Below are 22,357 nucleotides of genomic sequence, written 5' to 3'. Positions count from 1 at the left end.
GATCAGCCTCCGCCTTCGGCCTTGCGCCGCGCCTCGGCGCGCTCCTCGAGCTTCACCGCGATGAAGCCCGCGACGAGCACGAGAACGGCGCCGGCGACAGAGGCGGCAAATTCGAAATGCGCCGGCGCGGTCCAGCCGAATTTCTCCCAGATCGGATCGCTGGCGATGAGCTCGCCCGAAATCCAGCCGAGCAGGCCCGCGCCCGCCCAGACCAGAATGGGAAAGCGCGACAGCGCCTGCATCAGCAGGCCGGCGCCGAAGACCACGATCGGCACCGACACGGCGAGGCCGAAGATGATGAGCGGCATGGAGCCTTCCGCCGCGCCGGCGATGGCGATGACATTGTCGAGCGACATCACCGCATCGGCCATGATGATGGCCGCCACCGCGCCCCAGAGGTCCTCTTTGGCCTCCATATGATGCTCGGTCTCGTCGACGAGCAGCTTGGTGGCGACGCCGAGCAGCATCAGGCCGCCGAGCGCCTTGAGCGCCGGAATCGCCATGAGCTGAATGACCACGAAGGCGAAGGCGATACGCAGCAGCACGCCGCCGCCCGCGCCCAGCAAAATGCCCCATCGTCGCTGCTGTTTCGGGAGCTTGTGACAGGCGAGAGCGATGAGAATCGCATTGTCGCCGGAGAGAAGCAGATCGATCCAGATGATCTCTAAGACTTGGAAGCCGACGGAAAGCTCGTCGCCGTTCATTGACTTGGGTGTCCAACCCTGCCCGAGGGCAGTATGCGCGCGATCATATCGCGCTTCATGGGGCCAACGCCAGCGAGATCGGCAGCGCTTCGCGCTATCGCCGCGTCTTGGCCGCGATATTGGCCGGCGCCGGCGCGCAAGGCGGCATGAATTCGGCGAGCTTCTTCTCATCCGCGCCGGGCGCGTGGGCGTCATGGCCGAGCAGCAGAGGCAGCCAGCCGAGCGCGTCATCCGCATGGGCGTAGACGTCCAGGAGCAGAGGCCCGCTCGGGAGTTCCGCGCGGCGGCAGAACAGCCCGCCCTCGAGATCGAGCGAGCCATGGGCTTTCGCGCCGCTCTCGCGCCAGCGCTTTCCCTCCTCCTGCGCGGCGCGAATGGCGGCGAGATCGCGCCTGTCGGCCTCGAAAACCATCAGCCCGCCGTTCGTCGCCGAGTCGAGTCCGGCGAGAATGGGCCGGTCTTCCGCATGCGCGGCGGCGACGAGGCGAATTGTCAGCACCCGCTTCGCCGTCTCCTCGTCCTCGCGCCAATAGGTCACGACGACGCGCGCGCTCGTCGGCGTCGGCTCGAGCCAATCGGGCGCGCGCAAGGCGACGCGGAGCGGCGCGACATCGGCGGTCGAGAGATCGAAGGAGCGCAGCTTCCACTGCGTGGAGAGCGGAACGCCGTTGCAGGCCGAAAGAAAAAGAGCAGAGGCGAGCGCGAGAGACGGGAGGCCGCGGGTCATGGATCGCTTCCTGTTGTTCGATGATATTTTCATATTTGACATTAAAAATAATATGCGTCAAATTGTTTTCATCGCGCATGTCGGCAATTTTTGCCGACGCGGCCGAAAAGGCGAAAAGGATAGAATCCATGACCGACGCCACCGCTTTCCAAGACCCGCGTCTTTCCGCGCTGCGGGCGCGCATCGGCTGGATCTGCCAGACGATTCGCGCGCTCGTCATTTTCTTCGCGGCGGCCGATCTGCTCGCTATGCTGACCTTCTGGGCCGATCCCGGAAAGGTCGGCCGCCATTATCGCGAGCTGTTGCAGATCGACGTTTCGGGCGCTTCGCAAGGCCAATATGCGGCGGCGACGGCGCTGAGCCTCGTCGTCTGGGTCTTCGCCGCCGTCATCTGCTTTTGCCTGTGGCGCGTGTTCAGCCTCTATCTCGAGGGCGGCGTCTTCTCCGCGGAGGCGGCGTTATGGCTGCGGCGCGCGGGCGTCATCGGACTGTTCACAGTCCTTCTGGACGTGGCGATGCGCTCCGCGATCATTCTGGCCATCGCCGCGCATCTTCCCTACGCGCAGAGCCATCACGGCTACATAAGGCTCGAGGATCTGCTGAACGTCATCTTTCTGCTGATGCTGATCGCCATAGCCCATATCTTCAAGACCGCCGCCGACATCGCCGGCGAGCACGCGCAATTCGTGTGAGCGCCATGACGATCGTGGTCAATCTCGACGTGATGCTCGCGCGGCGCAAAATGCGCTCGCGCGATCTCGCGCAACGCATCGGCATCGCCGAGCAGAATGTGAGCCTTTTGAAATCCGGCAAGGTGAAAGGAATTCGCTTCGATACGCTGGAGAAGATCTGCGAGGTCTTGGACTGCCAGCCGGGCGACATTCTGGAATATCGGCCGGAGGCGGAGGGAAAGGGAGGTTGATTTGTTCACATTGGCGCGCGTAGCAGTTTCCTGCTACCGCGGCTACTTACGGACGGAACTCGTTTGGCTCACGTTAGCTTGGAAATAGCATTGCGCCGAATTGTGTAGAGGAAAGCGAATGGAATATCTCGGAAGCCACCTGGAATATTTTGCGGCGAGGTGGTTCGGCACTCTCGCAGTCACGGGGATTATTTGGGGTGTCGCGACGTACCGCTTTGGGTGGAGGCCAACCCTGTGCATGTCGGTTACGGCCTTTCCTGGCTTCTTGCTGCAAACCGCCATGATCTTTTTGATATTCGACGCCTTCGTTATCAGAACATTCTACGATATGCCATTCCTTGCAGCGCTCATACGCGCTCTGCCTCTGCTCTTATTAGGACTATCAGCAACCCTCATTTATGGATTCCTCTTCAACTGGATTCCTTTTCTCGTGTTCGTTTACCTGCTCATCGGTTGGGCGCGGAGAACAGGACGATGGGATCGATGGAGCGCTTCCTCGATCCTCACTTATTCGACGATGCTTTTGAGCTATGTGATGACGCAAGCTTTCTTGAATGCAGAACATTGAGAGCACAATGATGGCCAGAAGCGAACGAGACGATCAATTATCCGCCATACATAATTAGGCCGACTTTCGGAGACGTCATGAGCGCGGACAATGAGCGAACGGCGAGGCTGGAAGCGCGTCTCGGATCGGAGGCGCTGGCCATGATCGAACGCGCCGCCGAAATTCAAGGCCGCAGCGTCGGTGATTTCGTGGTCGTCGCCGCGCTGGAAGCGGCGCTGCGCACGATCGCGGAAACACAGATCATCCGTCTCTCGTTGGAAGATCAGCGAATTTTCGCTGATGCCGTCCTCGACCCGCCGACGCCGGCGCCGGGGCTGCTGCGCGCCGCCGACGCCTATCGCCGTCTCGTCGAGGCTCCGAAGTGACCGCGGATTACCGCTCTCACTTCAAGAACACGTAGATATCCACCTCGAGCCCATCGTCATCGCTGGTCTTCAATTCGGTGAGATATTCCTCGACGAACAGATTTTTCGTGTCGAGGCCCTTCTCGTCCAGAAAGGCGGTGATCGCCTCATAGGTCGAGTCGATCTCCTCATAAGGCCCGCGATGCTGGAATTTCAGCGCCTTGCCGGCGGGCGAGGCGCCGGCCTCGACGCCATGCTCGAACTTAGTCTTGGCCTCGGGCGGACGCGTCAGCGGCAGCATGGCCTCGAAATGAAAGCCATTGTCATCCGTCTCGGTGAAGGCGACCAGCGGGCGGCCGTCCACGGTGAGGCCGGTCTTGGAGGCGGCGATGCGCAGATTGGCGATGGCCTCGGAAAGCGTCTTGAGCCCGTCCGCCCATGTGCCCTGCCCGCGCAATTTGAGGACGGGCCGGGCGATGATATCGGTCGCCTGACCGGCGATGGCGTCGGCTTGCGCCTGCGCCTCCGCCTCGGCCTGAGAGGGCTCGTTGAGGTCCAGCGTCGGCTTCGGCGCGACGGGGCTGTCCGGCGCGGATTTTTGCGGCGCTTCCGCCGCGACCTGCGCGCTCGGCGCCGGAACGACGGCGGAGGGGGTGGGCGAAGTGGATGTCGCGCCGAAAAAGGCTCCCGCGACGACGGCGAGAACGGCCAGACCCGCGACAAAGGGCCAAGCGCGCTTCAATCTCTGCGTGAAGCCCTCATCGCTCGAATTGCTCATGGGTCTCGTCCTCTTGAAAGCGCGGGCGCCGGCCATAGCGTCGCGATTCGATTCTCTATATACGCCTGTAACAGGAAATGAACGGCATGATGACCAGCCCGCTCGCCGGACTCCCGATCTTTCGCATGAACGGGATCGGCAATGAAATTCTCGTTCTCGACTTGCGCAGCGCGGGCCTCGAGGTCGCGCCCGCCGAGGCGCGCGCCATCGCCCACGCCCCTGGCCTGCGCTTCGACCAGCTGATGGTCCTGCATGCGCCGCGCCATGCGGACGCGAACGCCTATATGCGCATCTACAATACCGACGGCTCGCTCTCCGCCGCCTGCGGCAATGGCACGCGCTGCGTCGCCTATGTGCTCGGCCGCGCCGGGGAAGGCGAGGCGCTGACGCTGGAGACCGACGCCGGCCCGGTGCGCACATGGCGCGCGGGCGAGACGCGCTTTACCGTCGATATGGGCGCGCCTCGACTCGGCTGGCGGGACATACCGCTCGCCGCCGAAGCCCCCGATACGAGAAATGTGCCGCTCGCGCCTGAAGTCCAGGGGGCGCCCGCCGCCTTTTCGGCTGTCAACATGGGCAATCCGCATGCGGTCTTCTTCGTCGCGGACCCACTGTCCATGGATCTCGCGACGCTCGGGCCGCAGCTCGAGCATCACAAGCTCTTTCCCGAGCGCGCCAATATCTCCTTCGCCAAGATCATCGCGCCGGACGAGATTTTGCTGCGCGTCTGGGAGCGCGGCACGGGCGAGACGCGCGCCTGCGGCTCGGCCGCCTGCGCGACGCTGGTGGCGGCCGCCCGCGCCGGCCTCTCCGCCCGCGAGGCCCGCATTCGCCTGCCGGGGGGCGAGCTCGTCATCGCTTGGGGGACGGACGATCATGTGATGATGACCGGCGACGTCGAGCTCGAATTCGAGACGGCGCTGGAAGCCGGCTACTTCGCCGAGCTGGACGCGTGACCGCCGCGGTCGACATCGTCACCTTCGGCTGCCGCCTCAATTACGTCGATTCCGAGCGGCTGCTGCGCGAGGCGCGCGCCGGCGCGCAAAACGAGCGCGTCATCGTCAATACTTGCGCCGTGACGGCCGAGGCGACGCGCCAAGCGCGCCAGACGATCCGCCGCCTGAAGCGCGAGCGGCCGACGGCGGAGATCGTGGTCGCCGGCTGCGCGGCGCGCATCGACCCGCAGAGCTTCGCCGCAATGGATGGCGTCACGCGCGTGCTCACTGAGCCGGGCGAGCCGCGCGCCGAAAGCGCCGCCGAAGGGCAGACGCGCGCCTTTCTCGCCGTGCAGAACGGCTGCGATCATAGCTGCACTTTCTGCATCATTCCGCTCGGCCGCGGCCCCTCGCGCTCCATCGCGCCGAGCGAGGTCGTCGCCGAGGCGCGGCGGCTGGTCGAGAGCGGCAAGCGCGAGATCGTGCTGACCGGCGTCGATCTCACCAGCTATTCCGCCGAGGGCGTTACGCTCGGCGGCCTCGCGCGCGCGCTGTTGCGGGAATTGCCGCAGCTCGAGCGGCTGCGGCTCTCCTCCATCGACTGCATAGAGGCGGACGCCGCGCTTTTCGATTGCATGGCCGCCGAGCCGCGCCTGATGCCGCATCTGCATCTCTCGCTGCAATCGGGCGACGATCTGATCCTGAAGCGCATGAAGCGCCGCCATTCGCGCGCCGACGCCATTCGCTTTTGCAGCGAGCTGCGCGCGGCGCGGCCGGATATCGTCTTCGGCGCCGATTTCATCACCGGCTTTCCCACCGAGACGGAAGACATGTTCGCCCGCACGCTCGCTCTCGTCGAGGAATGCGGGCTGACGCATCTGCATGTCTTCCCCTATTCGCCGCGTCCGGGGACGCCGGCGGCGCTGATGCCGCAAGTGAATGGCGCATTGGCGAAGGAGCGCGCCGCCCGCCTGCGCGCGGCCGGAGAAGCGGCGCTCGGGCGCCATCTCGACGCGCAGATCGGCAAGACGTTGCGCGTGCTGACAGAAAAAGGCGGCATGGCCCGCGCCGAAGATTTCACAGCCCTGCGCACGCCCGGCGCGGAGGCGGGGCGCATGCTGGAAATGCGCGTGACGGGGCATGACGGGAAGGCGTTGAGCGGCGTCTTCGTCGCCTGAGCGTCATCGCGCAGAACAACGAAACCTCTTGCTTTTCGTAAATGACAGGCGTATCGCGCCGCGCATGAGCGATATGCGCAATTTTGCCCGCATTCAGAAAAACGCCCCGCGTTGCGGTGGCGGCATGGGCCTGCGCGCGCTCGGCAACCTCCTTTTCACATGATTTGTTAGTCCGGTCTTCTTCAGCGTTCGGCTCGCTGCGGCGGCCGGGCGCGGAGAGTGACCCATGAAATACGCTTTTCCTCTCATTCGACATCTCGACGATATCGACCGGCATCGCGACGCCGGCCTCATGCATGAGGCGTTCAAGCGCGGCGAACGTCACAATGGCACGATCGTCTATGACTACGCCTATATGGACAATCAGGTTTTTCCGCCGATCGGCGCGACGCAATTCGCGGCGCTGGCGCGCGAGCTGCGCGGCCTGACCTTCGACGCGAAAAACGGCGCGCTGCTATCACGTCCCTATCAAAAGTTTTTCAACGCTGGCGAACGCGAGGAGACGCTGGCGGCGAATCTGCCACTCGCCGATCGCCATCTCGTGCTGGAAAAGCTCGACGGCTCGATGATTCACGCCTTTGCGGCGCCCGATGGCGCGCTCGCCTTCGCGACGCGTTGGGGCGTGAGCGACATAGCGCGCCAAGCGCTCGCCTGGTACGAAACGCAAGATGGCGACGGCGCCGGGCGCGCGGCGCTGCGCGATCTCGTCGCCGCCGGGCTGACGCCGATTTTCGAATGGACGTCGCCGGAAAACATTGTCGTCGTTCGCCACTCGGCGCCGGCTCTGACGCTGACCGGTCTGCGCGAGCGCGAGAGCGGCGTTCATGTCGCTTACGCGCAGCTCGCCGATCATGCGCGACGGCTGCGCGTTCCGCTCGTGCGCGCATTCGATTCGATCGCGGATTGGGAGAGCTTTTCTGCGCGCGCTTTCGCGGAGACCGAGGGCGAAGGCTATGTCGTGCGCTTCGACGACGGCCATATGCTGAAGGTGAAGAACACGCTCTATGCGCGCGTTCACAAATTCAAGGCGCATCTCGCGCAGCCCAAGGACGCGGCAGAAATCATCGTCTCCGGCGCGCTGGACGATATGCTGCCGCATCTTTCCGCTGCCGAGCGGAGCAAGATCGAAGCCTATCGCGATTGCCTGCGTGCGCGTCTCTCCGCCACGGCGAGCCGATTGGCGGACACGATCGCGCGAGCGCGCGAGGAAATCACCACGCAGGACCCGCGCGAACGTCAGAAGCTGTTTTGGACCGGCTACGCCGCGCCGCTGGGCGCGACATTGTCGGGAAGCGCCGTGGACGTCTGGCTGGAGCGCCGCGATGCATTCGCAGCGATCGATCTGCTGGTGCTGAAGAATACGAGCGCCAATGCGCGTTTCCAGCAGATTGTGGCCGCGCTCGATCTTCCCGAGCTCGCCTTCGGCTTCGACGGCGATCAATGAGAAACGCGCTCGTGGCCGTATCGGCCGCGAGCATCGTCACGGCGCCTTATAGACAATCCGATACACCGCCCCATTCTGGTCATCCGTCACCAGCAGCGATCCGTCCGGCAGCTCCGCCACATCCACGGGCCGGCCGAGATATTGCGGATCGCCATCGTTCCAGCCTTCCGCGAAAGGCTCGCTGACGCCGCGCTTTCCCTCCGGGCCGACGCGGGTGAACATCATGCGCGCGCCGACCGGCATGGTGCGGTCCCAGGAGCCGTGCTGCGCCGAGAAAATCCCGCCGCGATAATAAGGCGGGAAAGCCGAGCCGCGATAGAAGGTCATGCCGAGATCGGCGGCGTGCGGCGCCTCCTCCACTTGCGGAAAGACGACGCCCTCCGGCGGCGTATCGCGCGAATATTCGTCAGTTCGCACATGGCCGCCGCCATACCAGGGAAAGCCGAAATGCAGCCCCGCCAGCGGCGCGCGATTCAGCTCGCCGGGCGGCGTGTCGTCGCCCATGCGATCCACCTGATTGTCGGTGAACCAGAGCGTCCCATCCGAAGGATCGAAATCCATGCCCACCGAATTGCGAATGCCGCGCGCAAAAACCTCGCGGCCGGAGCCGTCGCGATTCATGCGGATTATGCCGCCCATGCCGATGCGTTCGAACAGCTCGAGCTTGTCGCGCGGCGTGACGTTATAGGGCTGGCCCAGCGAGACATAGAGCTTGCCGTCCGGCCCGATGCGGCAGACGCGCGTCGTGTGATTGGCGCTCTGCTCGGCGACGGGGATGAGCCCGCCTTGCGGCGCGAGGCTGCGCGCATCCTTCCAGGCGAGCCGGCGCCAGTCCTTCTCGGCTGAAGCGAAGCTCGAAACGCGATTCTGCTCGACAACGAACAATGTTCCCTCCGCGTCGAAGCAGAGCCCATGCGGAATCACGAAAGGCGCGTCCGCGGCGAAAGTCTCGACAGAGGCGGCGCGCTCGCCGCCCGGCGTCAGCACATGAATGCGGCTCGCATCCGTGCCCACGAAAATCGCCTCGCCGCGCGGACCGATGGCGAGCGTGCGCGCATGCGGAACCAGCGCATAGAGGGAAATGGAAAACCCCTCCGGCAGTTGAATGCGGCGCAGGTCCTTTTCGATTTGCTTGGCCTCGGCCTCCGCCGAAGGCACGGCATGGGCGGCGAGCGAGGTCGTCGCGCACAGAAAGAGGCAAAGAAAGAATCGGGCGATCATGGAGGAATCTCCGGGGCGGCCGCGCCTCTTAAGAAAGATAGGGGAGCAGCCCGCCGCCGGCGCGCCGATTATTTAGCCCGGGTATTATTGACTCGATAAATTTATCATGGGTATAAATAGCGCATGGAAAAACAAGCTCTCTCCCGCCTGTCGCGGCCCTGCGCCGCTTTCGCCGATGGCCGCATGCTCGCCTCCGGCCCCCTGGTCGAGGTCGCCTTGGCGGTGAAGAACGCCGATGCGGCCGATGGCTATATCCTCACTTTCGACGACGCCACCGGCGAGGTGGTCGATCTCGATCTGCGCGGCGCCAAGCCGGAGATCATCGCGCGCCTCGCCGCCGCCTCGCCGGCCGGGCAGCGCAGCGACGCCGCGCCGGAGGAAGGCGCGGAGGAAGGCGCGCGCGGTCGCGGACGGCCCAAGCTCGGCGTGGTGGCGCGTGAGGTCACGCTGCTGCCGCGCCATTGGGACTGGCTCGCCGCGCAGCCGGGCGGCGCTTCGGCGACGCTGCGCCGCCTCGTCGAGACTGCGCGCCGCGAGGGCGGCGCCGAGAGCCAAAAGCGCGAGGCGCGCGAGGCCGCCTATCGATTTCTCTCCGCCGTCGCCGGAAATCTCCCCGGCTATGAGGAGGCGCTGCGCGCGCTCTTCGCCGGCGACGCGGCGCGATTCGAATCGCTCATGGCCGATTGGCCGCAGGATGTGCGCGCCTATGCGCTACGCCTCGCCGAAGGGGGCAGCGCCTGAACGGAACAACGACGACATTGCGCCGCGGCTTGCAATGGCGCGATCGGGAGCGCATGTAACGCGCGACACCCGTTTCCGGCGACGAGGATTTAAATGCCGCTCTACGCCTATAGCTGCAATTCCTGCGACAATGAATTCGAGACATTGGTTCGCTCGGACGATATTCCCGCCTGTCCGGCCTGCGGCGGCGTCGAATTGACACGCCAGCTCTCGCTGATCGCCAAGCCGGCGAGCGGCGGCGAGACCGAGGCCTCCTGCGCCTCCATGGGCGGAGGGGGCGGCTGCGGAGCCTCCTGCCCCGCTTTCGCCGACTGCGGGTGAGCGCGAATTTCAGGCGTTCGCCGCGAATAGTTCTATATCGACGGTTGACTTCGTCGAGGAGAGTGAGATTCTTTCGGCGTCGGCCCTCCGCCGGGTAGCCCCGGGGGAAATGACGGCTTACGCCGCTTTCTCTCGCGCATCGGATCGGATCGGAAGACGATCGAATTCATCCTGAAGGGAGAACATCCATTCGCCGTCCAATGAAGAGCACCGCGGCCCCACAGAAAGAGGGTCCGCGCATCAACCGGGAGATTCGCGCGCGCGAGGTGCAACTGATCGACTCGGAAGGCAAGAACCACGGCGTGGTTCCGTTTGTCGACGCCCTCTCTCTGGCGGAAACGGCTGCGCTCGATCTCGTCGAGATCGCGCCCAATTCCGAGCCGCCGGTCTGCAAAATTCTCGATTACGGCAGATTTCGATTTCTCGAGCAGAAAAAGGCCGCCGAGGCCCGCAAGAAGCAGAAGATCGTCGAGGTCAAGGAGATCAAGCTCCGTCCCGGCATCGACGAGCACGACTATGATGTGAAGATGAAAGCCGTGCAGCGCTTCTTCGAGGAGGGCGACAAGGTCAAAGTCACATTGCGTTTTCGTGGTCGCGAGATCGCGCATCAGGATATCGGCTACCGTCTGATGACTCGCGTCAAGGCGGAGACGGCGACCATCGCCAAGGTCGAGCTCGAGCCGTCCATGGAAGGCCGGCAGATGATCATGGTGCTGGCGCCGCGCTGACGCGGCTTCGGGCGGGGCCTCGATCCGCACTTGCCGAGGCCGCGTCTTTCAGTCTTTGTTGTCTTTCATGTCCAACGTCTCCCTCCGCGCGATTCTCTCCGGCGCGGCGCTTCTTTCGGCGCTCCCCGCCACGACCGGCGCCATCGCTCAGATGGCGCTGCCGGGCGCGGTCGCGCCGGCGCCGGCGGGTTCTGTCGCGGCCCCCGTCGAGCCCGGCGCCAAGCCCAAGCCCCGCGCCGCCGTGACGCCCGTCGCGCCCAAGCTGCCGAGCGAGGAGACGATCGTCGGACGCATCCTCTATCAAGATGGCGAGGCGCGCGGCTCGATCGAGCTGCAACGGCGTGGCGGCGCGCTCGAGGTCGCGCGGCTGTCGCTTGTGGGCGATCGGCTGACGCGCTCCGGGGAAACCTGCCGCATCGAGGTGTCCGAGCCCTTGCGCCTGACGCCGCGGCAGACGACCAGCGGGCTTCTTCGCTATGAGGTGGAATTTCCCGCCTGCCCCTTCGGCTTCGACGCGCTCGACGGCGCAATTCTGGTCAGCTCCGAGGGCAGGGCATGCGAGCTGAAGCAGGCCGATTGCCGCGCCGACCCCAATGGACTCTGGGGCATGGGGGCCGGCGAGTTCGACCCCAAGCGCGCCGACGAGATGCTGACGATGCGCGCCCGCATCGAACAGACCGTGCGCAATGATTACAAAGCGCTCTACGACAAGATGAAATCCGAAAAGGGCCAGCGCAAGGAGCTCGTCCGCGAGCAGGCCGGCTTTTCCGCGCGCCGCGAGGAAATTTGCCGCTCCTATGTGCAGGAGGCGGATTTCGGCTATTGCGCGCTGCGCGTGACAGAGGCGCGCGCCCTCACGCTCGGCACGCAGCTGGCGAGCGGCTTCAAAAAGACGGCGGAAGCCGAGGGGAAGAAGAAGAAGCGCTGAGGCTCGGATTTGCGCTGGCACAAAAGACTCGGCGCGAATCCTTCTCCCACGCGTGGGAGAAGGTGGCCCGGCGTAGCCGGGTCGGATGAGGGCGCCGGCCATTTTCCGAGCATGACGCAGCTTCGAATCCGCTCGAAACAGCTTTGATACGGAATAAAAAAAGGCCGCCAATCGCTGGCGGCCTTTTTCATTCTGCGCGGGCCTCTCCCCCTCCTCTGTAGAGGAGAGGGACAAAACCCCTCGCCTCACTCCGCCGCGGCGGGCGGCAGGCGCGGCGTTGTCGGGCGCGCTTCGGCTTCGGCGGCGCGCTGCGTGATGATGAGATCGTCGCGGCCCGTTGCGATGCCACGGAATTTCGCCATGGCAGCGCCCGTGCCCGCCGGGATCAGCCGGCCGACGATGACATTCTCCTTGAGACCGACCAGCGGATCGACCTTGCCATTGACCGCCGCCTCGGTGAGCACGCGCGTGGTCTCCTGGAAGGAGGCCGCCGAGAAGAAGGAGCGCGTCTGCAGCGAGGCCTTGGTGATGCCGAGCAGGACCGGCGTGCCATGGGCCGGCTTGCCGCCCTCCTCGAGCGCCTTGGCGTTGGCCTCCTCGAGCTCGGTGAGATCGACCTGCTCGCCATCGAGGAAGCCGGTGTCGCCCGCATCGACGATATCGACCTTCTGCAACATCTGACGCACGATCACCTCGATGTGCTTGTCGTTGATGTTGACGCCCTGCAGCCGGTAGACCTCCTGAATCTCATTGACGAGGTAAGCCGCCAGCTCCTCCACGCCCTTGATCGCCAGAATGTCGTGCGGCGCCGGATTGCCGTCGACGATATAGTCGCCCTTCTCCACGACGTCGCCGTCCTGGAGATGGATGTGCTTGCCCTTGGGGATCAGATATTCGACCGGATCCGCGCCTTCCTCATGCGGGACGATCGAGAGGCGCTGCTTGTTCTTATAGTCGCGGCCGAATTGCACCGTGCCGGAGATCTCCGCGATGATCGCGTGATCCTTGGGACGGCGCGCCTCGAACAGCTCGGCGACGCGCGGCAGACCGCCGGTGATGTCGCGGGTCTTGGCGCTCTCGAGCGAGATACGCGCGACAATGTCGCCGGCCTTGATGTGCCCACCCGGCTCGACCGCAATGATCGAGTCGACCGGCAGCGTGTAGCGGGCGTCGCCGCCGCGCTGCAGCTTGATCACCTTTCCGTCGGCGCCCTTGATGACGATCGCCGGCTTGAGGCTCGCCGAGCGCGTGTTGAGACGCCAATCCATGACGACGCGCTTGGTTATGCCGGTCGATTCGTCGGCCGTCTCGGTCACGGATTGGCCTTCGACCAGATCCTCGAAGCCGATCGCGCCATCGACCTCGCTGACGATGGGACGCGTATAGGGGTCCCATTCCGCGATACGGTCGCCGCGCTTGATCTTGTCGCCTTCGTCCACCTTCAGCCGCGCGCCATATTGGATGCGGTTGACGGCGCGCTCGACGCCGTCCGGCCCGACGATCACCGCCGCGACGTTACGCGCCATGACGATGAGATCGCCGTCCGAGTTGCGCGCGACATGGCGGTTGCGGATATGCACCGTGCCTTCGAAGTTCGACTCGACGAAGGACTGGTCCGCGAGCTGCGCCGCGCCGCCGATGTGGAAGGTGCGCATGGTGAGCTGCGTGCCCGGCTCGCCGATCGACTGCGCCGCGATGACGCCGACCGCCTCGCCCATGTTGACGGGCGTGCCGCGGGCGAGATCGCGCCCGTAGCATTTGCCGCAGACGCCGTTCTTCGACTCGCAGGTCAGCACCGAGCGGATCTTCACCTCCTGAAGACCGGCGACGTTGATCGGCTCGATATGCCATTCCTGGATCATCTCGCCATTGGGGACGATCACCTTGCCCTGCTGGTCGCGCAGATCCTCCGCCGCGGTGCGGCCGAGAATGCGCGAGGTGAGCGAGGCGACGACCTGACCGGCGTCGATGATCGCCCGCATGCGGATGCCCTTCTCGGTGCCGCAATCGACCGTGGTGATGATCGAATCCTGCGCCACGTCGACGAGACGACGCGTGAGATAGCCCGAGTTCGCGGTCTTCAACGCCGTATCCGACAGGCCCTTGCGCGAGCCGTGGGTGGAGTTGAAGTATTCGAGAACGGTGAGGCCCTCTTTGAAGTTCGAGATGATCGGGGTCTCGATGATCTCGCCCGAGGGCTTGGTCATGAGGCCGCGCATCGCCGCGAGCTGCTTCATCTGCGCGGGCGAGCCGCGGGCGCCCGAGTGGGACATCATATAGATCGAGTTGATCGGCAGATCGCGGCCATGCTCGTCCTTGCGGACGGTGGAGATGCGGATCATCATCTCCTCGGCGAGCTTCTCCGAGCACTTCATCCAGGCGTCGACGACCTTATTGTATTTCTCGCCCTGGGTGATGAGGCCGTCATTATACTGCTGCTCATATTCCTTGGTCGCGCCGCGCGTCTCGGTGATGATGCGCTCCTTCGTCTCCGGAATGACCATGTCATCCTTGCCGAAGGAGATGCCCGCCTTGAACGCCTCGCGGAAGCCGAGAGACATGATGCGATCGCAGAAGATGACCGTCTCCTTCTGACCGCAGTTGCGGTAGACGGTGTCGATCATGTTGGAGATTTCCTTCTTCGTCATCAGCTTATTGGCTGCGTCGAAGGGAATCTTGGGGTTGCGCGGCAGCAGCTGGCCGAGGATCAGACGTCCGGGCGTCGTGTCGAAGATTTTCGACACGCGCTCACCCTTCTCATTGTAGGTCCAGGCGCGGCCCTTGATCTTGGTCTGCAGCGTGATCGCCTTGGCGGCCAGCGCATGCTCGATCTCGCCCTGATCGGCGAACATCATCCCCTGGCCGGGCTCGCCGTCGCGCTCCAGCGACAGATAATAGAGACCGAGAACAATGTCCTGCGACGGCACGATGATCGGCTGACCATTGGCCGGATGCAGGATGTTGTTCGTCGACATCATCAGCACGCGCGCCTCGAGCTGCGCTTCCAGCGACAAGGGCACATGCACGGCCATCTGGTCGCCGTCGAAGTCGGCGTTGAACGCCGCGCAGACGAGCGGATGCAGCTGGATCGCCTTGCCCTCGATCAGCACCGGCTCGAAGGCCTGAATGCCGAGGCGATGGAGCGTCGGCGCGCGATTGAGCAGCACCGGATGCTCGCGGATCACCTCGTCGAGGATGTCCCAAACCTCCGGCTTCTCTTTCTCCACCAGCTTCTTGGCCTGCTTCACCGTGGCCGAATGGCCCTTCGCGTCGAGGCGCGAATAGATGAAGGGCTTGAACAGCTCGAGCGCCATCTTCTTCGGCAGGCCGCATTGATGGAGCTTGAGCTCCGGACCCACGACGATGACCGAGCGGCCGGAATAGTCGACGCGCTTGCCGAGCAGATTCTGACGGAAGCGGCCTTGCTTGCCCTTCAGCATGTCGGCGAGCGACTTCAGCGGACGCTTATTGGCGCCGGTGATGACGCGGCCACGGCGGCCATTGTCGAACAGAGCGTCGACGGCCTCCTGCAGCATGCGCTTCTCGTTGCGGATGATGATATCCGGCGCGCGCAGCTCGATCAGCCGCTTCAGACGATTGTTGCGGTTGATGACGCGGCGATAGAGATCATTGAGGTCCGAGGTCGCGAAGCGGCCGCCGTCGAGCGGGACCAGCGGACGCAGGTCCGGCGGAATGACCGGGACTTCCTTCAGGATCATCCACTCCGGCTTATTGCCGGACTGAATGAAAGCCTCGATGATCTTCAGGCGCTTGGCGAGCTTCTTGGGCTTGAGCTCGGTGGTCGCCTCGGCGATCTCTTGGCGCAGGCGCGCGGCGATGCCCTCGAGGTCCATCGATTCGAGAATCTTGCGGATCGCCTCGGCGCCGATCATGGCGGTGAAGTGATCCTGCCCATATTCGTCCTGGGCGCGCAGATATTCGTCCTCGGTGAGGAGCTGGCGCTCCTTCAAGGGCGTCAGGCCCGCATCGATGACGATATAGGACTCGAAATAGAGGATGCGCTCGAGGTCCTTCAGCGTCATGTCGAGCAGAAGGCCGATGCGCGAGGGCAGCGACTTCAAGAACCAGATATGCGCGACCGGGGCGGCGAGCGAGATATGGCCCATGCGGTCGCGGCGCACGCGCGCCAGCGTGACCTCGACGCCGCATTTCTCGCAGATGACGCCCTTGTATTTCATGCGCTTGTACTTGCCGCACAAGCACTCGTAATCCTTGATCGGGCCGAAGATGCGGGCGCAGAACAGGCCGTCGCGCTCCGGCTTGAAGGTCCGGTAGTTGATCGTCTCCGGCTTCTTGATCTCGCCGAACGACCAGGAGAGGATTTTCTCCGGGCTCGCGATCGAAATCTGAATCTGATCGAACGCCTGCGGCTGGACGACCGGATTGAAGAGATTCATGACCTCTTGCTGATTCATGGTCTTCTCCTAGAGACGCGGAACGGATGAAGCGCGCTCGCCTCGCGATGTCTCTCCGCTACGTCCATAAATCTTATGTGCGCATCCCCTCTCCCACTTGTGGGAGAGGGTGGCCCGACGTCAGTCGGGTCGGGTGAGGGTTCCAAGGGCTCGCGCGATCCGCGGCGGCCCTCATCCGACCCCGCTTCGCGGGGCCACCTTCTCCCGCCCTGCGGGAGAAGGAAGAGCGGCGGCCTTATTCGGCCGCCTCGGCCGTCGTCTCGCCAGGCGGCGGCTCCTCGCCCTCCTCGGGCTCGGCGGAGGTGAGCTCGACGTTGAGCGCCAGCGAGCGCATTTCCTTGATGAGCACGTTGAAGCTCTCGGGAATGCCCGACTCGAAAGTGTCGTCGCCACGCACGATCGACTCATAGACCTTGGTGCGGCCGGCGACGTCATCGGACTTCACCGTCAGCATCTCCTGCAGCGTATAGGCTGCGCCATAGGCCTCGAGCGCCCAGACCTCCATCTCGCCGAAACGCTGTCCGCCGAACTGGGCCTTGCCGCCCAGCGGCTGCTGCGTGACCAGCGAATAGGGGCCGATCGAGCGCGCATGGATCTTGTCGTCGACGAGATGATGCAGCTTCAGCATATAGATGTAGCCGACCGTCACCTTGCGATCGAAGGCCTCGCCCGAGCGGCCGTCGAAGAGCGTCACCTGACCAGAGGAGGAGAGCCCCGCCCGCGTCAGCATCTCGACGATGTCCTTCTCGCGCGCGCCGTCGAAGACCGGCGTCGCGATCGGCACGCCGCGGCGCAGATTCTTGCCGACCTCCACCACCGTCGTGTCGTCGAGTCCCTCGAGCGACTCGTTCGGCCCATAGATGTCGGAGAGCTTCTCCCGAAGCGGCTTCGTATCCTTGCTGCGCATATAGGCGTCGACAGCGGCGCCCACCTGCTTGCCGAGGCCGGCGCAGGCCCAGCCGAGATGCGTCTCGAGAATCTGCCCGACATTCATGCGGCTCGGCACGCCGAGCGGGTTCAGCACGATATCGACCGGCTGACCATCCTCGAGGAAGGGCATGTCCTCCTGCGGCACGATGCGCGAGACCACGCCCTTATTGCCGTGGCGTCCGGCCATTTTGTCGCCGGGCTGGATCTTGCGCTTCACCGCGACGAAGACCTTGACCATCTTCATCACGCCGGGCGGCAGCTCGTCGCCGCGCTGCAGCTTCTCGACCTTGTCGAGGAAGCGGTTCTCGAGACCCTTCTTCGACTCGTCATATTGCTTGCGCACGGCCTCGATGCCGCTCATCAGATTGTCGTCCTCGACGACGAAGGTCCACCACTGCGAGCGGGGATATTCGTCGAGGATCGCCTGGTTGAGCGGCTGGTCCTTCTTGAAGGTCTTCGGCCCCGCGATCGCGACCTTGCCGACCAGCATCTCGAAGAGACGGGCGTAGGTGTTGCGGTCGAGAATGGCGAGCTCGTCGTCGCGGTCCTTGGCGAGACGCTCGATCTCCTCGCGCTCGATCGCCTGGGCGCGCTCGTCCTTCTCGACGCCGTGGCGGTTGAACACGCGCACCTCGACGATCGTGCCCTGAACGCCCGGCGGCACGCGCAGAGACGTGTCGCGAACGTCGGACGCCTTCTCGCCGAAGATGGCGCGGAGCAGCTTCTCCTCCGGCGTCATCGGGCTCTCGCCCTTGGGCGTGATCTTGCCGACGAGAATGTCGCCCGCCTGCACTTCCGCGCCGATATAGACGATGCCGGCCTCGTCGAGATTCTTCAGCGTCTCTTCCGAGACGTTGGGAATATCGCGCGTGATCTCCTCCGGGCCGAGCTTGGTGTCGCGCGCCATCACCTCGAATTCGTCGATATGGATCGAGGTGAAGACGTCGTCCTTGACGATGCGCTCGTTGAGAAGGATCGAGTCCTCGAAGTTGTAGCCGTTCCACGGCATGAAGGCGACGAGCACATTGCGGCCGAGCGCCAGATCGCCGAGATCGGTCGAGGGACCGTCGGCGATGATGTCGCCCTTCTTCACATAGTCGCCGACCTTCACCAGCGGCTTCTGATTGATGCAGGTCGACTGGTTCGAGCGCTGGAACTTCATCAGACGATAGATGTCGACGCCCGGCTTGGTCGGGTCCTGCTCTTCCGTCGCGCGGACGACGATACGCGTCGCGTCGATCTGATCGACCACGCCGGCGCGGCGCGAGGCGATGGCGGCGCCGGAGTCGGCGGCGACCACCGGCTCCATGCCGGTGCCGACCAGCGGCGCGTCGGCCTTCACCAGCGGCACGGCCTGGCGCTGCATGTTGGAGCCCATCAGCGCGCGATTGGCGTCGTCATTCTCCAAGAAGGGAATGAGCGCCGCGGCGACCGAGACGAGCTGCTTGGGCGACACGTCCATGGCGTCGACGCGCTCGCGCGGGACGAGCACCACATCGCCGGCGTGACGGCACAGCACCAGATCCTCGAGCAGATTGCCCTCTGCGTCGATCGGCGCATTGGCCTGGGCGACGTGGTATTTCTGCTCCTCCATGGCGGAGAGATAGGCGACCTCGCTCGTCACCTTGCCGTCGCGCACGCGGCGGTAGGGACCTTCGATGAAGCCGTATTTGTTCACGCGCGCGAAGGTCGCGAGCGAGTTGATGAGGCCGATGTTCGGACCTTCCGGCGTCTCGATCGGGCAGATGCGGCCGTAATGCGTCGGATGCACGTCGCGCACCTCGAAGCCGGCGCGCTCGCGCGTCAGACCGCCCGGACCCAGCGCCGAGAGGCGGCGCTTATGGGTGATCTCCGACAGCGGATTGGTCTGGTCCATGAATTGCGAGAGCTGCGACGAGCCGAAGAACTCGCGCACAGCCGCCGCCGCCGGCTTGGCGTTGATGAGGTCCTGCGGCATCACCGTGTCGATGTCGACCGAGGACATGCGTTCCTTGATCGCGCGCTCCATGCGCAGGAGGCCGAGACGATACTGGTTTTCCATCAGCTCGCCGACGCTGCGCACGCGGCGATTGCCGAGATGGTCGATATCGTCGATCTCGCCGCGTCCGTCGCGCAGATCGACGAGCGCGCGCACGACGGCGACGATGTCCTCCTTGCGGAGAACGCGCATCGTATCGGGCGCGTCGAGGTCGAGACGCATGTTCATCTTCACGCGGCCGACGGCCGAGAGGTCGTAGCGCTCGGGATCGAAGAACAGCGAATAGAACATCGCCTCCGCCGTATCCATCGTCGGCGGCTCGCCCGGACGCATGACGCGGTAGATGTCGAACAGCGCTTCCTCACGCGAGGAGTTCTTGTCGACCGCCAGCGTGTTGCGGATGTAGGGACCGATGTTGATATGGTCGATATCGAGCACCGGCAGCTCGTCGAAGCCCTTCTCGACCAGCAGCGGCAGCGACTTCACCGTGATCTCGTCGCCGGCCTCGGCGAAGATCTCGCCCGTCGACGGATCATAGAGATCCTGGGCGAGGAACTGGCCGTAGAGATCCTCGGACTGGATCTTGATCGCCTTCACGCCCTTCTCGGCGAGCTGGCGCGCGGCGCGCGCGGTGAGCTTCTTGCCCGCCTCGACGATCACCTCGCCGGTGTCGGCGTCGACGATGTCGTTGACGGCCTTCAGCCCCTTCAGCCGCTCCGGGTCGAAGGGCTGGCGCCAGCTGTCGCCGGAGGCCTTGAAGGTGATGGTGTTGTAGAAGGTGGAGAGAATCTCCTCGCCGTCCATGCCGAGCGCGAACAGCAGCGATGACGCCGGAATCTTTCGGCGACGATCGATGCGCGCATAGACGATGTCCTTGGCGTCGAACTCTATGTCGAGCCAGGAGCCGCGATAGGGAATGATGCGCGCGGCGAACAGGAGCTTGCCGGAGGAATGGCTCTTGCCCTTGTCATGGTCGAAGAAGACGCCCGGCGAGCGGTGCATCTGCGAGACGATGACGCGCTCCGTGCCATTGACGATGAAGGTGCCGTTCGCCGTCATGAAGGGCATGTCGCCCATATAGACGTCCTGCTCCTTGATGTCCTTGACGGACTTCGCCTGCGTGTCGGGATCGACATCGAACACGATGAGGCGCAGCGTCACCTTCAGCGGCGCGGCGAAGGTCATGCCGCGCTGGCGGCACTCGTCGACGTCGTATTTCGGCGGCTCGAACTCGTAGCGGACGAATTCGAGCAAAGCGACCTGCGAGAAATCGGAGATCGGGAAAACGGATTTGAAGACCGACTGCAGACCCTCGTCGGGACGCCCGCCCGCAGGCTCGTCGACGAGCAGGAACTGGTCGTAGGAAGCTTTCTGAACTTCGATCAGATTGGGCATTTCCGCGGCTTCGCGGATATGGCCGAAGAATTTGCGGACACGCTTGCGACCGGAGAAAGTTTGCGCCGAAGTCTGAGCCATGTCGCCTCTCGATCCTCTTATTGAAAGCGAATAGCGAGTTGCGAATAGCGAATAGAGGATCCTGTCTATTCGCTATTCGCTATTCGCCATTCGCTCCTGGTCATCCGTGCCGAAAACCCTCTCCCGCCATAAAGCGGGAGAGGGGAATTTTCGTCTTACTTGAGCTCGACCTTGGCGCCGACCTTCTCGAGAGCGGCCTTGATCTTCTCGGCCTCGTCCTTGGAAGCGCCTTCCTTGACCGGCTTGGGAGCGCCTTCGACCAGATCCTTGGCCTCCTTGAGGCCGAGGCCGGTGATCGCGCGGACCTCCTTGATGACCTCGATCTTCTTGTCGCCGGCCGCGGCCAGAATGACGTTGAACTCGGTCTTCTCCTCGACCGGAGCCGCGGCGGCGGCCGCGCCCGGAGCGGCGGCGACGGCGACGGCCGCGGCGGCCGAAACGCCCCACTTCTCCTCGAGGAGCTTCGCCAGCTCGGCGGCCTCGAGCACGGTCAGGCTCGACAGGTCTTCGACGATCTTTTCGAGATTAGCCATCTTGCTTCAGTCCTTCGAATTCGGTTCTGCTTGGTTGGATATGCGCCGCCTATCAGGCCGCGTTCGCGTCTTTGTCGGCATAGGCCTGGACCACGCGCGCCAGCTTTGCAGCCGGAGCGGTCGTGAGCTGCGCGATCTTGGTCGCCGGAGCCTGGATGAGGCCCACGAGCTTTGCGCGCAGTTCGTCGAGCGACGGGAGAGTCGCGAGCGACTTCACACCGTCGGGGTCGAGGGCTTGGGCGCCGAGCGCGCCGCCGAGGATGACGAATTTGTCGTGATCCTTGGCGAAGGCTGCGGCCACCTTGGGCGCCGCCACCGGATCGTCCGAATAGGCGATCAGGGTCGGCCCCTTCAGAAGGGGGCCGATGGAGGCGACGCTCGTGCCGTCGAGAGCGATTTTGGCGAGGCGGTTCTTGGCGACCTGAACGGAAGCGCCAGATTCACGAGCCTGCTTGCGCAGCTTCTGCATCTGGGCGACGGTCAGGCCGGAGTAATGCGCCACGACGACGACCGGGGTCTTCGCAAAGACCTCGTTCAGCGCCGCGACGGCTTGCTTTTTCTCCGCTCTGTCCACGGTTGCTCTCTCCTCGAGCGGGGACGAGCCCCGCCGTTGCGATGAGCCGTCGCATCGCCGCGGGAGCGGCGGGCGCGACGGCGCCGTAGATCCTGTCCCCTCGGCTGAGGGCCGAAACGGCCTCGCCTCGGATCAGAGGGGCGCCAACCAAATTCGAAAGACCGCGCGCGAGCTTTGAAAAGCGCCGCGCCGGCCCTACAATTCCGGTCTTCCCCGTCTATGCAGGCCGCTCGTCGGGGGCGGAGGGCTCCGCCGTCCAGCGAGCCGATTGAGCCGTCCTCGGGGTGAGCCTCGGACAGGCGCCGGCAGTCTCGGACAGGACATGGCCGGACGGGACGCGAGGAATCTCCCCCGGGTCCGCCGGCCTATCCACCGTCTCGCCCTGTCCCCGTATCGGGAATCGAGCTCGACGGAAGCTGATATCTGAAAATGGGGTCGCGAACGCTGGCCGACCCCGAGGGGCCTTATTTAACGACGGCCAACGCTCTTGCCAAGTGGAATCTTCGCTGCGCCCCGGCGCGGCCGAAGGCGACCGCTCGGCCCGCCTGCGTGCTGCGCTCAGGCTCGCGCTCCGCGGCGGCCGCGCCTCACCGCCTCGCCGGCCTCGACATAGGCCAGCTTGACGAAGCCGCCAGCGACGATGAGGGCGATCAGCGTATGGCCGAGGGCCTTGCACATGCGGTCGGAGATGAGATGGAAAGCGCCTTCGTCGCCAGAATTCAGGCGATAGCCGGCGTTGCGTCCTGCGCTTTGCTCAGTGAACATCCACACGACTTTCTTAAAAATCGGCGATCTACGCAAATTTTCCGAAACGCGCCCGCCGATCTTCACGACCTCGAGCAATAACGGAAGCTGCACTGAGCTTAGCATGGAATTCACAGTTAACAATTG

Annotated in this window: 20 protein-coding genes; 11 read left to right on the top strand and 9 right to left on the bottom strand. The window is 64.4% G+C overall.

The window, feature by feature from the left end:
* Positions 1 to 2: 2 nt before the first annotated feature.
* Complete coding sequence (locus EDE12_RS03660) at positions 3 to 704, bottom strand: TerC family protein (protein WP_026599656.1); 702 nt, start codon at positions 702 to 704, stop codon at positions 3 to 5.
* 94 nt (positions 705 to 798) lie between these two features.
* The gene (locus EDE12_RS03655; protein WP_051592589.1) at positions 799 to 1,431 is read right to left on the bottom strand and encodes a hypothetical protein; all 633 of its coding nucleotides are present in this window, start codon (positions 1,429 to 1,431) and stop codon (positions 799 to 801) included.
* Between the two features lie 128 nt (positions 1,432 to 1,559).
* On the opposite strand from EDE12_RS03655, the gene EDE12_RS03650 reads away from it, so the two are divergent.
* From EDE12_RS03650 to EDE12_RS03635, 4 genes are all read left to right on the top strand, one after another.
* The gene (locus EDE12_RS03650; RefSeq protein ID WP_026599657.1) at positions 1,560 to 2,123 is read left to right on the top strand and encodes a DUF2975 domain-containing protein; all 564 of its coding nucleotides are present in this window, start codon (positions 1,560 to 1,562) and stop codon (positions 2,121 to 2,123) included.
* A gap of 5 nt (positions 2,124 to 2,128) precedes the next feature.
* The gene (locus EDE12_RS03645) at positions 2,129 to 2,353 is read left to right on the top strand and encodes a helix-turn-helix transcriptional regulator (protein WP_026599658.1); all 225 of its coding nucleotides are present in this window, start codon (positions 2,129 to 2,131) and stop codon (positions 2,351 to 2,353) included.
* A 118-nt stretch (positions 2,354 to 2,471) separates the two neighbouring features.
* A complete protein-coding gene (locus EDE12_RS03640) occupies positions 2,472 to 2,921 on the top strand; it encodes a hypothetical protein (RefSeq protein WP_024881569.1) in 450 nt (149 codons plus the stop codon).
* 77 nt (positions 2,922 to 2,998) lie between these two features.
* The gene (locus EDE12_RS03635; protein WP_024881570.1) at positions 2,999 to 3,286 is read left to right on the top strand and encodes a DUF1778 domain-containing protein; all 288 of its coding nucleotides are present in this window, start codon (positions 2,999 to 3,001) and stop codon (positions 3,284 to 3,286) included.
* Positions 3,287 to 3,302: 16 nt separating this feature from the next.
* Here the strand turns inward: EDE12_RS03635 and EDE12_RS03630 are convergent, their stop codons facing one another.
* Entirely contained in the window at positions 3,303 to 4,043 is a 741-nt protein-coding gene (locus EDE12_RS03630) for a GyrI-like domain-containing protein (protein WP_026599659.1), read from the bottom strand.
* Between the two features lie 89 nt (positions 4,044 to 4,132).
* On the opposite strand from EDE12_RS03630, the gene dapF reads away from it, so the two are divergent.
* From dapF to EDE12_RS03615, 3 genes are all read left to right on the top strand, one after another.
* Positions 4,133 to 4,999: a diaminopimelate epimerase gene (gene dapF, locus EDE12_RS03625; RefSeq protein ID WP_026599660.1), complete on the top strand. Its 867-nt coding sequence runs from the start codon at positions 4,133 to 4,135 to the stop codon at positions 4,997 to 4,999.
* The gene (locus EDE12_RS03620) at positions 4,996 to 6,156 is read left to right on the top strand and encodes a MiaB/RimO family radical SAM methylthiotransferase (RefSeq protein WP_026599661.1); all 1,161 of its coding nucleotides are present in this window, start codon (positions 4,996 to 4,998) and stop codon (positions 6,154 to 6,156) included. Before dapF ends, EDE12_RS03620 begins: the two co-directional genes overlap by 4 nt.
* Before the next feature lie 226 nt (positions 6,157 to 6,382).
* Positions 6,383 to 7,600 (top strand): RNA ligase, encoded by a 1,218-nt coding sequence (locus tag EDE12_RS03615; protein ID WP_026599662.1) that lies wholly within the window; start codon positions 6,383 to 6,385, stop codon positions 7,598 to 7,600.
* Positions 7,601 to 7,636: 36 nt separating this feature from the next.
* Here the strand turns inward: EDE12_RS03615 and EDE12_RS03610 are convergent, their stop codons facing one another.
* Positions 7,637 to 8,821, bottom strand: coding sequence for a PQQ-dependent sugar dehydrogenase (locus EDE12_RS03610; RefSeq protein WP_026599663.1), 1,185 nt, complete (start codon positions 8,819 to 8,821; stop codon positions 7,637 to 7,639).
* 123 nt (positions 8,822 to 8,944) lie between these two features.
* On the opposite strand from EDE12_RS03610, the gene EDE12_RS03605 reads away from it, so the two are divergent.
* From EDE12_RS03605 to EDE12_RS03590, 4 genes are all read left to right on the top strand, one after another.
* On the top strand, positions 8,945 to 9,562 hold the full coding sequence (locus tag EDE12_RS03605) for a DUF2239 family protein (protein WP_036291238.1): 618 nt from the start codon (positions 8,945 to 8,947) through the stop codon (positions 9,560 to 9,562).
* A gap of 93 nt (positions 9,563 to 9,655) precedes the next feature.
* Positions 9,656 to 9,883 (top strand): zinc ribbon domain-containing protein, encoded by a 228-nt coding sequence (locus EDE12_RS03600; RefSeq protein WP_024881578.1) that lies wholly within the window; start codon positions 9,656 to 9,658, stop codon positions 9,881 to 9,883.
* Between the two features lie 200 nt (positions 9,884 to 10,083).
* Positions 10,084 to 10,611 (top strand): translation initiation factor IF-3, encoded by a 528-nt coding sequence (gene infC / locus EDE12_RS03595; protein WP_024881579.1) that lies wholly within the window; start codon positions 10,084 to 10,086, stop codon positions 10,609 to 10,611.
* Between the two features lie 67 nt (positions 10,612 to 10,678).
* Positions 10,679 to 11,539 carry a hypothetical protein gene (locus EDE12_RS03590; RefSeq protein WP_245275819.1) on the top strand — a complete coding sequence of 287 codons (861 nt, stop codon included), beginning with the start codon at positions 10,679 to 10,681 and terminating at the stop codon, positions 11,537 to 11,539.
* A 245-nt stretch (positions 11,540 to 11,784) separates the two neighbouring features.
* On the opposite strand, the gene rpoC is transcribed toward EDE12_RS03590, so the two are convergent.
* The 5 genes from rpoC to EDE12_RS21735 form a co-directional block, all read right to left on the bottom strand.
* Complete coding sequence (gene rpoC / locus EDE12_RS03585) at positions 11,785 to 15,975, bottom strand: DNA-directed RNA polymerase subunit beta' (RefSeq protein ID WP_026599665.1); 4,191 nt, start codon at positions 15,973 to 15,975, stop codon at positions 11,785 to 11,787.
* Between the two features lie 235 nt (positions 15,976 to 16,210).
* On the bottom strand, positions 16,211 to 20,359 hold the full coding sequence (rpoB, locus tag EDE12_RS03580) for a DNA-directed RNA polymerase subunit beta (RefSeq protein ID WP_024881582.1): 4,149 nt from the start codon (positions 20,357 to 20,359) through the stop codon (positions 16,211 to 16,213).
* Between the two features lie 155 nt (positions 20,360 to 20,514).
* Positions 20,515 to 20,892, bottom strand: a complete 378-nt coding sequence (gene rplL / locus EDE12_RS03575) for a 50S ribosomal protein L7/L12 (protein ID WP_018267526.1) — start codon at positions 20,890 to 20,892, stop codon at positions 20,515 to 20,517.
* A gap of 52 nt (positions 20,893 to 20,944) precedes the next feature.
* Positions 20,945 to 21,466 carry a 50S ribosomal protein L10 gene (gene rplJ, locus EDE12_RS03570; protein WP_024881583.1) on the bottom strand — a complete coding sequence of 174 codons (522 nt, stop codon included), beginning with the start codon at positions 21,464 to 21,466 and terminating at the stop codon, positions 20,945 to 20,947.
* Positions 21,467 to 22,024: 558 nt separating this feature from the next.
* A complete protein-coding gene (locus tag EDE12_RS21735; protein WP_157198954.1) occupies positions 22,025 to 22,231 on the bottom strand; it encodes a hypothetical protein in 207 nt (68 codons plus the stop codon).
* Positions 22,232 to 22,357 lie beyond the last annotated feature (126 nt).

The organism is Methylosinus sp. sav-2, from assembly GCF_004366495.1.
Lineage (GTDB): Bacteria > Pseudomonadota > Alphaproteobacteria > Rhizobiales > Beijerinckiaceae > Methylosinus.
Note: the sequence above shows the minus strand (reverse complement) of the source record. Positions and strands in the feature narration are given on the sequence as shown.

Bases quoted from the DNA above. Each gene is read 5' to 3' on its own strand.
- EDE12_RS03660 (WP_026599656.1), bottom strand. From the start codon at position 704: ATGAACGGCGACGAGCTTTCCGTCGGCTTCCAAGTCTTAGAGATCATC.
- EDE12_RS03655 (WP_051592589.1), bottom strand. From the start codon at position 1,431: ATGACCCGCGGCCTCCCGTCTCTCGCGCTCGCCTCTGCTCTTTTTCTT.
- EDE12_RS03650 (WP_026599657.1), top strand. From the start codon at position 1,560: ATGACCGACGCCACCGCTTTCCAAGACCCGCGTCTTTCCGCGCTGCGG.
- EDE12_RS03645 (WP_026599658.1), top strand. From the start codon at position 2,129: ATGACGATCGTGGTCAATCTCGACGTGATGCTCGCGCGGCGCAAAATG.
- EDE12_RS03640 (WP_024881569.1), top strand. From the start codon at position 2,472: ATGGAATATCTCGGAAGCCACCTGGAATATTTTGCGGCGAGGTGGTTC.
- EDE12_RS03635 (WP_024881570.1), top strand. From the start codon at position 2,999: ATGAGCGCGGACAATGAGCGAACGGCGAGGCTGGAAGCGCGTCTCGGA.
- EDE12_RS03630 (WP_026599659.1), bottom strand. From the start codon at position 4,043: ATGAGCAATTCGAGCGATGAGGGCTTCACGCAGAGATTGAAGCGCGCT.
- dapF (WP_026599660.1), top strand. From the start codon at position 4,133: ATGACCAGCCCGCTCGCCGGACTCCCGATCTTTCGCATGAACGGGATC.
- EDE12_RS03615 (WP_026599662.1), top strand. From the start codon at position 6,383: ATGAAATACGCTTTTCCTCTCATTCGACATCTCGACGATATCGACCGG.
- EDE12_RS03610 (WP_026599663.1), bottom strand. From the start codon at position 8,821: ATGATCGCCCGATTCTTTCTTTGCCTCTTTCTGTGCGCGACGACCTCG.
- EDE12_RS03605 (WP_036291238.1), top strand. From the start codon at position 8,945: ATGGAAAAACAAGCTCTCTCCCGCCTGTCGCGGCCCTGCGCCGCTTTC.
- EDE12_RS03600 (WP_024881578.1), top strand. From the start codon at position 9,656: ATGCCGCTCTACGCCTATAGCTGCAATTCCTGCGACAATGAATTCGAG.
- infC (WP_024881579.1), top strand. From the start codon at position 10,084: ATGAAGAGCACCGCGGCCCCACAGAAAGAGGGTCCGCGCATCAACCGG.
- EDE12_RS03590 (WP_245275819.1), top strand. From the start codon at position 10,679: ATGTCCAACGTCTCCCTCCGCGCGATTCTCTCCGGCGCGGCGCTTCTT.
- rpoC (WP_026599665.1), bottom strand. From the start codon at position 15,975: ATGAATCAGCAAGAGGTCATGAATCTCTTCAATCCGGTCGTCCAGCCG.
- rpoB (WP_024881582.1), bottom strand. From the start codon at position 20,359: ATGGCTCAGACTTCGGCGCAAACTTTCTCCGGTCGCAAGCGTGTCCGC.
- rplL (WP_018267526.1), bottom strand. From the start codon at position 20,892: ATGGCTAATCTCGAAAAGATCGTCGAAGACCTGTCGAGCCTGACCGTG.
- EDE12_RS21735 (WP_157198954.1), bottom strand. From the start codon at position 22,231: ATGTTCACTGAGCAAAGCGCAGGACGCAACGCCGGCTATCGCCTGAAT.